Annotated in this window: 9 protein-coding genes and 1 tRNA gene; 5 read left to right on the top strand and 5 right to left on the bottom strand. The window is 60.9% G+C overall.

Annotated features, from left to right (window positions below; translation table 11 throughout):
- The first annotated feature begins 523 nt into the window (after window positions 1-523).
- The 3 genes from ABIT12_RS09890 (at window position 524) to ABIT12_RS09880 (ending at window position 2,800) form a co-directional block, all read left to right on the top strand.
- A complete protein-coding gene (locus tag ABIT12_RS09890; protein WP_348042124.1) occupies window positions 524-1,531 on the top strand; it encodes an alpha/beta hydrolase in 1,008 nt (335 codons plus the stop codon).
- Between the two features lie 40 nt (window positions 1,532-1,571).
- A complete protein-coding gene (locus tag ABIT12_RS09885) occupies window positions 1,572-2,189 on the top strand; it encodes a nucleotidyltransferase family protein (protein ID WP_348042123.1) in 618 nt (205 codons plus the stop codon).
- A 242-nt stretch (window positions 2,190-2,431) separates the two neighbouring features.
- Entirely contained in the window at window positions 2,432-2,800 is a 369-nt protein-coding gene (locus ABIT12_RS09880) for a VOC family protein (RefSeq protein WP_348042122.1), read from the top strand.
- A 57-nt stretch (window positions 2,801-2,857) separates the two neighbouring features.
- On the opposite strand, the gene bfr is transcribed toward ABIT12_RS09880, so the two are convergent.
- The 3 genes from bfr to ABIT12_RS09865 all read right to left on the bottom strand — a co-directional run bounded on the left by bfr (window position 2,858) and on the right by ABIT12_RS09865 (window position 5,119).
- The gene (bfr, locus tag ABIT12_RS09875) at window positions 2,858-3,343 is read right to left on the bottom strand and encodes a bacterioferritin (protein ID WP_348042121.1); all 486 of its coding nucleotides are present in this window, start codon (window positions 3,341-3,343) and stop codon (window positions 2,858-2,860) included.
- A complete protein-coding gene (locus tag ABIT12_RS09870; RefSeq protein WP_348042120.1) occupies window positions 3,309-3,623 on the bottom strand; it encodes a (2Fe-2S)-binding protein in 315 nt (104 codons plus the stop codon). The genes bfr and ABIT12_RS09870 overlap by 35 nt, the downstream gene beginning before the upstream one ends.
- A 110-nt stretch (window positions 3,624-3,733) precedes the next feature.
- The gene (locus ABIT12_RS09865; protein WP_348042119.1) at window positions 3,734-5,119 is read right to left on the bottom strand and encodes a GGDEF domain-containing phosphodiesterase; all 1,386 of its coding nucleotides are present in this window, start codon (window positions 5,117-5,119) and stop codon (window positions 3,734-3,736) included.
- Window positions 5,120-5,270: 151 nt separating this feature from the next.
- Between ABIT12_RS09865 and ABIT12_RS09860 the strand changes: the two genes are divergently transcribed.
- Window positions 5,271-6,083: an alpha/beta hydrolase gene (locus tag ABIT12_RS09860; RefSeq protein WP_348042118.1), complete on the top strand. Its 813-nt coding sequence runs from the start codon at window positions 5,271-5,273 to the stop codon at window positions 6,081-6,083.
- A 22-nt stretch (window positions 6,084-6,105) separates the two neighbouring features.
- On the opposite strand, the gene ABIT12_RS09855 is transcribed toward ABIT12_RS09860, so the two are convergent.
- Together ABIT12_RS09855 and ABIT12_RS09850 are read right to left on the bottom strand one after the other, a co-directional pair.
- Window positions 6,106-6,792, bottom strand: coding sequence for a DUF599 domain-containing protein (locus tag ABIT12_RS09855; RefSeq protein WP_348042117.1), 687 nt, complete (start codon window positions 6,790-6,792; stop codon window positions 6,106-6,108).
- Window positions 6,793-6,874: 82 nt separating this feature from the next.
- Window positions 6,875-7,912 carry an aldo/keto reductase gene (locus ABIT12_RS09850; protein ID WP_348042116.1) on the bottom strand — a complete coding sequence of 346 codons (1,038 nt, stop codon included), beginning with the start codon at window positions 7,910-7,912 and terminating at the stop codon, window positions 6,875-6,877.
- A 263-nt stretch (window positions 7,913-8,175) separates the two neighbouring features.
- On the opposite strand from ABIT12_RS09850, the gene ABIT12_RS09845 reads away from it, so the two are divergent.
- A tRNA-Met gene (locus tag ABIT12_RS09845) sits at window positions 8,176-8,252 on the top strand.
- Window positions 8,253-8,570 lie beyond the last annotated feature (318 nt).

Raw genomic sequence — 8,570 nt, 5'->3', positions numbered from 1 at the left:
GGTTCATCATCGCGTCGGTCATCGGTGGTCCTTCAGGTAAAGGGTTGGTGTAAGCAACCAGACCCTACCGGAAAGCGCCGATGACTACCGCGCTACTCAGCTACACCACGTCCCGGGACACGACCTTGTGCGGTGTCGCTCTGGCATTTGACCGCTCGGCACTGTTTGGGTTCGACAAGCCAGCCGGGGGAGCGGCTCAATCTGCCGGCGGGCTTTAGCCTTGGCGATCCAAGAGCCGCAAGCCATGGCGCCCCTCTCGCCGAGGTGCGAAGCTTCGTCTCCTGCTTTCCTGATGGCCTGCACCAGCCGGACAGTAACGATTTGTTAACCATACCGGGCCACGATGCGACTGCTTAAGCCAGAGGGCAGACGCACCCGGTTGTTGTGGTCCGCCTGCCCTCGCCAAGCTCCCGTTTCGCAAGGCAGCCATGCCCACCCTGACCGGTTCGTGATCGGTCTGGTCACAAATTATTCGGCTTTGGCTGTCATTTGAAGGCCATCTTTCTCCGAAGAATTGTTCCTGATGCCCCTGTTTTCATTTGCCCCTTCGGCGCGCCGCACCCTGTTGGCGCTTGTCGCCTTTGCCCTGTTCTGGCCGGCCAATGCGATGGCACTGTCGCTGATGGATCCGTTCAACCTGCCAGGAGCGATGGATGGCGGAGCGTCCAAAGTTGGCGATGACATCGCCTATGCCGATGGCCCGCGCCATCACCTGGATGTCTATGCGCCGGAAAAGCGCGGCGATCCGGCGCCAGTGGTGTTCTTCATCTATGGCGGCGGCTGGAACCGGGGGGAGCGCTCGGACTATCAGTATCTGGGCCGGGCCTTTGCGGCGCGTGGCTTTGTCACGGTGATCGCCGATTATCGGCTGGTGCCGGAAGTGCATTACCCGGAGTTTCTGGAAGACAATGCGGCAGCGCTGCGCTGGACGCAGGATCATATCGCCGAATATGGCGGGGATCCGAAGCGGGTGTTTCTGGCCGGTCATTCGGCCGGCGCCTATAATGCGGTGATGCTGGCGCTTGAGCCATCGTTCCGGCAGGAATATGGGGTGACGATCCCGATCCTGGGGGTAGCGGCGCTGTCCGGTCCGTATGATTTCTATCCGTTCGAATATGGCGAAGTGCAAAACGCCTTCGGCGATACCGACAATCCGGAAGGGACGCAGCCGATCAATCTGGTGACTTCGAATGCGCCAGCGATGTTCCTGGCTGCCGGGACGACAGACCCGATCGTGCGGGTGCAGAATACCGAGAATCTGGCGGCCAAGCTGCAGGCCAATGGCATCTGGGTGACCACCAAATACTACGAGGGCTTTGGCCATATGGAGCCGGTGATCGCCATCGGCGCGTTGTGGCGTTGGCGCGCTCCAGTGCTCGACGATATGGTGGAGTTCTTCACCCGGTTCGGGGCCTTTCCGAGCGGCGTGCCCTATGCGGCGGTAACGCCCGAAGCGCCGGCCGGCGAGACGGAGCGTATCGACCGGGTGATGGACCAGCTTGATGGGCTGTTCGAGCCGGTGACGAAGTAGGCTGCTGACGGCGCCAAGGGAATCGCTCTAGCCTTCCTGGATGAGCGATCATCTGCGACTGGCCGGGGCTGATCCGGCGCGGCAATTACAGGCACTGAGCGACATCATCCGGGCCACGCCGCTGCTGATGGCGGTGTTGGCTGGGTTGCGGGAACTGGGCCTTTCTGATCCGCTGCTGGTGTCGGGGGCGATCTACAACTCGGTCTGGAACCACCTGACCGGCCGGCCGCTGCTGGTCGGGATCAAGGATGTCGACGTGGTCTATTGCGACGACGGCGATCTGTCCTATGCGGCTGAGGACAGGGTGATCCGCCGGGCGCGGGTGCAGTTTTCAGGGGCGGCGGTGCCGGTCGAGGTGCGTAACCAGGCGCGGGTGCATCTGTGGTTTCCACAAAAATTTGGCATGGCCTATCCGCAGCTGAAAAGCAGCGCGGAAATGCTGGACTATTTCGCGACCAAAACCTATGCGGTTGGCGTGCGACTGGAGCCAGACGACCGGCTCAGCATTTTTGCGCCCTATGGGCTGGATGACATGTTCTCGTTTCGGCTGACACCCAATACGCTGCTTCATAATCGATTGACCCATGAGGCCAAGGCGGCGCGGGTCGTGTCGATCTGGCCGGGGCTGACCCTGGTACCATGGCCCGATGGGGCTTGATCGGCAGCATTGGCTCCCGTAATTATGGTCGCAGCCGAAAAAGCTAAGCCGGTTTTGGTATGCCCGGCAATTTCGCAGCTGCGAAAGCTCTGTCCAGCGCGTTGAGCGCGAGGACCCGCGGCGGATGACCCTGGAATGGTTCCGGGACACATCTGCTTGCCGGAGTCCTGAAATGCCATTGTTGATCCTGGATGGGCCGAGGCGAGCCTGGTGGCACATGCCACCCAGCCGAAAGCTCAATCATGAAACTCAATCACGCCAATCTGGCGGTTGCCGACGTTGCCGCCACCGTCGATTTTTTCCAGCGCCATCTCGGCTTTGCCGTGGTCGCTTACCGCAGCGATGCCTTTGCCATTCTCGATGATGGCCATGGCTTCGTTTTCAACCTGATGGTAGGCGCCAAGGGCGAGACGATCGCCTATTCGCGCAACTTTCATCTTGGCTTTTTCGTCGCCGACGAAGCCGAGGTTGCCAGCAAGCATGCCGCTCTGGTCGCCGCCGATGTCGAGGTTGGGGCGGTCAATCGTACCAATCGCGGGCCCACCGGCAGCGTCGGCTTTTACTGCATGACGCCGGGCGGCTTCCTGATCGAGGTGGCCGCCAGTCTGTGAGCCAAAACAAAGCCGCCCGGTCGATGACCGGGCGGCTGATTTCAGTGTAAGCGCTGCTTACTCGGCGCTGTCCGCAGAAGCGGAGTTGAGCTGGCCGTACTTTTCGACACCGATGGTGTTGAGCAGGTCGATCTGGGTTTCGAGGAAGTCGATATGGCCTTCCTCGTCGGTCAGCAGGGCCTCGAACAGGTTCTTGGAGACGTAGTCGCCGAGCTGTTCACACAACTCGCGGCTGGCCTTGTAGGCGGCGCGGGCGTCGTATTCACCGGCAAGATCTGCCTCAAGCACTTCCTTGATGGTCTGGCCGATTCGCAGCGGCGCAACGCGCTGCAGGTTCGGGTGACCTTCGAGGAAAATAATACGCTCGATCAACCGATCGGCGTGGTGCATTTCTTCAATGGATTCAGCACGTTCCTTGGCCGCGAGCTTCTTGAAGCCCCAGTCGTCGAGGAGGCGGAAATGCACCCAATATTGGTTCACCGCGCCGAGTTCTAGAAAAAGCGCCTCGTTAAGCCGCTCGATTACCTGTGCTTCGCCCTTCACGACGACCTCCACTTCCCTGCTGCTTCAGGCGCGACAATCCAGCCTGGAACTCCACGAGTTCGACAGCTGGCGGTTGCGCCAGCTGGAGGTGGTACTCTTCGGTGACGCGCACGACAATGTCCACCACATTTGGCACGCATCCACTGCAACGGGCGCGGCGTTCAAGCTCGCGATAGACCTTGGCGGGGATGATCAATTGCCACGGGTCCTGCTGGAGCAGCTCGAGGACGATATCCTCGATCTCCTTGGACGTAATCATGTTGCACTGGCAAACGAGCATGACACTGGCACAAAAGGATGGTGGTGGACGGCTTCGGGCATAAAGCCGATCGCTATCCTGAATGTCAATGTCAGATATTGTCGCGGCCGCCAGAATACAGGGCGGAGCGGTTAGCTTCTGGTTTCCAGCCAGGCCTGGAAGGCGCCGGCGGACATTGGCTTGGCCATGAAATAGCCCTGGCCCTCTTCGCAGGTCAGACCCTTGAGCAGATCATAGGCATAAGAGCTTTCAATGCCTTCGGCGCAGACGCGGAAGCCCATGCCCTTGGCCATGGAGACGATCTGGCGCAGCAGGAAATCGTCGTCGCCGGACTGGCGCAGCGGGCGCACGAAGGACTGATCGATCTTGAGCACATCGGCGGGAATGCGTTGGAGATAGCTCAGGTTGGAATAGCCGGAGCCGAAGTCGTCAAGCGCCACTTCCACCCCGGCGCCACGCAACCGATTGAGCTGCAAAATGGTGCGGGTGGAATTGGTGGCCAGCGTGCCTTCGGTGAATTCAAGCTCGATATTGTGCGGCTCGAGGCCGTGTTCGGCGCAGCGCGCCAACAGGGATTCGTCAAAGCCGGCTTCGGACAGATTGACCGGAGAGGCATTGATCGAAACGCGCAGGTCGTGGCCCGCTTCGAGGAAGCCGCGATTGGTGGCGAGGGCGGATTCGATGACCCAATCGGTCAGCGGGCCGATCAGTGCGGTCTGTTCGACCAGCGGGATGAATTCACCCGGCGAGATCGGGCCGAGCTCGGGATGGTGCCAGCGCAGCAGCGCTTCGGCGCCATGGCAGGCGCCGGTCTGCATCTGGATGCGCGGCTGAAAATGCAGGGTGAGTTGGTCGCGCGCCTCAATTGCCGCTGGAAGATCCGCCAGAATGCGGAAGGCACGCAGATGGGCGGCGTCGGTTCGATGATTGTAAAATGAAATCCCCAGATCGGTGCGGCGACTGTCCTGCGCCGCAGTCAGCACGGCGCGCAGCGATTCAGCGCTGTCGCTGGTGCTGCAGATCGGCAGCAGGCCGACGCCAACCTGGCTCTTGATCGGAATGCCGTTGACCAGGAGTGAGCCGGCAAACGCTTTGGCAATAGTGGAGGCGATGAGCGGGATTTCATCCGGAGCAAGCCCGGGCACGGCAAAGGTGAAACTGAGGACGCTGACGTGATGGATCGGCTGATCCGGAGCAAGCAGCGAGCCGAGCAGGCCGGCACCGGCGCGAACAAAGTCCTCGGCGAAGGCCATGCCCAGAGCGCGCAGGATTTCGTTGTAATGCTTGGCCTCGGCCAGGGTCACCAGCACCAGTGTGCGTGGCTGGGTTTCGGACTGCAGGCGGAGCTCGGTGAAGTAATCGGTGAACTGCAGGCGGTTGGGTAGCCGGGTGACGTGGTCGAAACGCCCGATCATTTCGCCTGCCTGCTGATCGAAACGCAGCAGGCGTGCCATATCAAGCGTCGACGCCGCGGGGGACGCTGCAAGCTGTTCTGCTATTGGGGCCGGCCGGTTCACGCATCCCCTCCGAGCCTGACGCGGCCCTGGACATCACCTTGAGTGGGGAAACTTAAATACGCGTTACTTCGTAAGTGCTGGTGACCGGGTACGCGAAGGACTGTTAGCCTTTGAGCCCTAGCATCGTCAGATATCGTTTCGGAATTCCTGCATGGCTATTTCCATCCTCGGCATTATCAATGCGCTGATCCCCAAGGACCGTGGATCGCGCAAGGTGGCGCGGGACCTGCCTTATGGCCCCGCTGCGCGGCAACAGATGGATATTTACGCGCCGGTTGAGGCCAAAGGCCCGCTGCCGGTGGTGTTTTTCATCTATGGCGGCTCGTGGAGCGATGGGACGCGGCGGAACTATGATTTTGTCGGTCGGGCGCTGGCGGCACAGGGCTTTTTCACGGTGATCGCGGATTACCGGATTTTGCCGGACGTCGAATATCCGGATTTTCTTGAGGACTGCGCGGCGGCGTTTGCCTATGTGGTGGACAATATCGCGCGCTTTGGCGGCGATCCCCAGCGTATCGCCCTGGCCGGGCACTCGGCGGGCGCCTATAATGCTACGATGCTGGCGCTGGATCAGCGTTATCTGCCGGCCCGGGGCTTGCTGGGGCGGGTCAAGGCCATCGCCGGACTATCCGGGCCCTATGATTTTTTCCCGTTTGATGGACGGATCACGCTGCGCACTTTTGGTGCGGTGCGCGATCCAGAATCGACCCAGCCGGTCAATCTGGTGCAGGGTGCTGTGCCGCCGATGTGGCTGGCGACCGGTGACAAGGACACGCTGGTCTATCCGCGCAATGCGGTGGCGCTGGCCAAAGTGCTGCGCGAGGCGGGCCAGAGCGTCACCGAGCGGCATTACGAGACCCTGGGGCATGCCGGCACGCTGATGACCATCGGCAAGCCGCTGCGCGGCAGGGCGCCGGTGCTGGCCGAGCTTGCGGCATTTCTGCACACCCATCTGGACGCCTGAGGCTACCCGCCTTGTCGCGGGATCAGGCGTCCTTGTGGGTGCGACGGCTGGCCAGCACGACGGCCGATGCGGCGGTGCGGTGGGCCGACGAGAAGAACTCGCGGTGCAGCAGCAGCAGGACGGTCGCCAAAGCGACGACGATCGACAGCCATTCGGCGGCGAACCAGGCAACGGTCGCCACCGAGAAATAATAGGCGCGGACGCCCGAATTGAAGTTCTGCGCGCCCAGCGCATTGATGCCGGCGATGGCGTCGATTTCTTCCTGTGGCACGTGGCTGCCATGGTCCAGTGCGCCGAGCATGATGCAGAAATGGTTGAACTGGCGCAGCGACAGGGTAAAGGCGAAGAATGCCAGCCCGAACATTGCCAGCATGGCCAACAGATGGACTTGCACTTCATTGGCGGTATAGACGCGGTCGAGCGACACGGTCTTGAGCGAGGCCATCAGGGTCGAGACCTGGCCGAACATGGTGAAAACGGCCAGCACCAGCAATACGGCAGTGGAGGCCAGGAAGCTTACCGAGCCCATGATATTGCCCGACAGGATGGCGTCGAACGGAGATTCCCGCATGGTGGCATTGGCCACCCAGCGGCGGCGCTGCATGTTCATGATCATCGAGAGCGACGGGCGGCGTTTTTCCAGCAGTGGCACGCCAAGGCCATAGGCGAAGTAGCACAGGATCGGGAACAGGCTTGTAATCAGCGTCATGGCATCCCGGCGTAACAGCAATCAGGCTGATCGCTTATACGACAGGATGCGCGAATGGCGACAGGTGGCGCGACCGATTTCGTCAGAGAACGCGCGGAAAGCGGCGATGCAGCTGTTCGATCTCGGCCAGCAGCTCGGGTGAGAGGGTGATGTCCAATCCGCCGAGGTCGGTCCTGAGCTGGTCAAGGCTGGTGGCGCCGACAATGACCGAGGTTACGAACGGACGCGCCAGGCAGAAGGCGATGGCCATCTGCGCCGGATCGAGCCCATGCGTTGCGGCCAGTTCGACATAGGCGCGCACGGCAACTTCGGAATAGTCATTGAGCCGCCACAGGCCCTTCTGATATTCGGCCCGGCTGCCAGCGGGGATGGTGCCACCGAGATATTTGCCGGTCAGCAGGCCTGCCGCGAGTGGCGAATAGGCCAGCAGGCCCACCTGCTCGTGGTGACTCAACTCGGCCAGATCCTGGTCGAACTGGCGGCGCAGCAGGCTGTATTCGTTTTGCACGCTGACCAGGCGGGGCAGGTTGTGCTGTTCGGCGATGCGCAGCCACTGGGCAATGCCCCAGGTGGTTTCGTTGGAGACGCCGACATGGCGGATCTTGCCTTGCTTGACCAGGTCGCCGAGGGTTTCGAGCTGATCCTGGATATTGGCCAGCACGTCGGCGGTGTTCTGCTTCAGCGGCGAATAGACCCAATAGCCTTCGAAATGGAAATGGCCGCGCGAGGGCCAATGGATCTGGTAGAGATCGATATAGTCAGTCTGCAGGCGTTTCAGGCTGCCATCGACGGCAGCACGTAAATTTGCGGCGTCGGATCTGCCGCCCTCGCGCAGAAAAGGCACGCCGCCGCCGGCGATTTTGCTGGCCAGAATCCACTGGTCGCGCTTGCCGGTTTTGTTGAACCAGGTGCCGATGATTTCTTCAGTGCGGCCGGAGGTCTTGGGGCTGCCGGGCACGGCATAAAGCTCGGCGGTATCCATGAAATTGATGCCGCGCTCCAGCGCATGATCGATCTGGATATGACCTTCGGCCTCGGTATTCTGGCTGCCCCAGGTCATGGTGCCGAGGCAGATTTCGGTGACGTTCAGCCCGGTGCGGCCAAGCGGCTTCAATTTCATGTTCGATGTCCCGGAAAGGTGTTGGGGCCACACTAGCGGCATGGTTTGCGGCTGGGAACCAGCAAAGCAGCGCATGGAAAGCATTTTTCTGCGCGCCGGGCTGCTCGCAAAACCAATCTGCCGCTGCTGGTGGCGGTTGTTCAAAAAACTATCACAATGCCTGATTTAAGCCTTGAGGTATCGGGCAGCACCCCCTATATACCCGTCACGAAGCGACACCGGTCGCGACGAAAAACCAAGCTTCGGCTGCGTTTTGATATTGGCGCGGGATGGAGCAGCCCGGTAGCTCGTCAGGCTCATAACCTGAAGGTCGCAGGTTCAAATCCTGCTCCCGCAACCAAAAAAGCCCAGTGAACTCAATGAGTTCGCTGGGCTTTTCCTTTTGTCAGCTGCAGGTCGCTGCTGGCGCCGGAATCAAATCGAAAGCAAACAGTACGAAGCGGTAGCGTGGGACCGGCGTGTTGATTGCCGTTTGGACGTGACCCGGGATTGTCGTTGAGAAGTGACCCGGTTGGACGACCGCGATGCCCGAAGGTCGTGTCCCGGGACGTGGTGTAGCTGAGTAGCGCGGTAGTCATCGGCGCTTTCCGGTAGGGTCTGGTTGCTTACACCAACCCTTTACCTGAAGGACCACCGATGACCGACGCGATGATGAACC

The sequence above is a fragment of the Devosia sp. genome (assembly GCF_039927955.1).
Taxonomy (GTDB): domain Bacteria; phylum Pseudomonadota; class Alphaproteobacteria; order Rhizobiales; family Devosiaceae; genus Devosia.
Note: the sequence above shows the minus strand (reverse complement) of the source record. Positions and strands in the feature narration are given on the sequence as shown.

What these genes read in the sequence shown, in the direction of transcription:
- ABIT12_RS09850 (WP_348042116.1), bottom strand. Translation starts at nt 7,912, where the DNA reads ATGAAATTGAAGCCGCTTGGCCGCACCGGGCTGAACGTCACCGAAATC.
- ABIT12_RS09870 (WP_348042120.1), bottom strand. Translation starts at nt 3,623, where the DNA reads ATGCTCGTTTGCCAGTGCAACATGATTACGTCCAAGGAGATCGAGGAT.
- ABIT12_RS09880 (WP_348042122.1), top strand. Translation starts at nt 2,432, where the DNA reads ATGAAACTCAATCACGCCAATCTGGCGGTTGCCGACGTTGCCGCCACC.
- ABIT12_RS09885 (WP_348042123.1), top strand. Translation starts at nt 1,572, where the DNA reads ATGAGCGATCATCTGCGACTGGCCGGGGCTGATCCGGCGCGGCAATTA.
- ABIT12_RS09855 (WP_348042117.1), bottom strand. Translation starts at nt 6,792, where the DNA reads ATGACGCTGATTACAAGCCTGTTCCCGATCCTGTGCTACTTCGCCTAT.
- ABIT12_RS09890 (WP_348042124.1), top strand. Translation starts at nt 524, where the DNA reads ATGCCCCTGTTTTCATTTGCCCCTTCGGCGCGCCGCACCCTGTTGGCG.
- ABIT12_RS09860 (WP_348042118.1), top strand. Translation starts at nt 5,271, where the DNA reads ATGGCTATTTCCATCCTCGGCATTATCAATGCGCTGATCCCCAAGGAC.